This window comes from Streptomyces viridosporus (genome assembly GCF_002078235.1).
In the GTDB taxonomy this organism is placed as follows: Bacteria; Actinomycetota; Actinomycetes; order Streptomycetales; family Streptomycetaceae; genus Streptomyces; species Streptomyces viridosporus.
The window spans coordinates 1-502 of the sequence record NZ_MSGP01000840.1; the positions used below are offsets into that span (position 1 = coordinate 1).

Here is a 502-nt window from a genome sequence, read left to right on the forward strand (position 1 = left end):
TCGGTGGCGCCGAGCGGCGCGAGGCCGTCGTTGGCGGCGGAGACGGCGGTGGCCTCGGCGCTCATGGCGCCGGTGCGGGTCCCGTCCGCGGCGCCGTCGGCCGTGCCCGGGTCGATGAGCTCGAGCCGCAGCCCGGACGGCAGGGAGCCGCCGTCACCGCCCCCGGCCCGCGCACCGGCGGCGCCGTCCCCCGCCTCCTGCGAGGACTCCGCCACGACCTGGACCTCCACGGCGTCCGACGGCCCGACCCACAGCGGTGCCGTGGCGCCCCGGACCCGGCCCGAGGTGTCCTCCGCGGTGCCCGGATCGGCCGCGTGGTCGGCGTTGTGCGTCTCGACGTCCTGCCAGCCGGANNCGACGCCGAGGAGGGAGAAGTTCCGTACGACCCGGGGGGTGAGTCCGAGGACGGCGCCGGAGGCGCGCTCACGGGTGAGGGATCGGAGGGGCAGCGACTGGGTGCTGCCGGGGACGTCGGGTTCGGCCGCCACCGCTGCGCGCGTGG

Annotated in this window: 1 pseudogene; it reads right to left on the reverse strand. The window is 78.6% G+C overall.

The window, feature by feature from the left end:
- Positions 1-488 (reverse strand): annotated as a pseudogene (locus tag B7L92_RS44065) (N-acetylmuramoyl-L-alanine amidase); the annotation flags it as partial.
- Positions 489-502 lie beyond the last annotated feature (14 nt).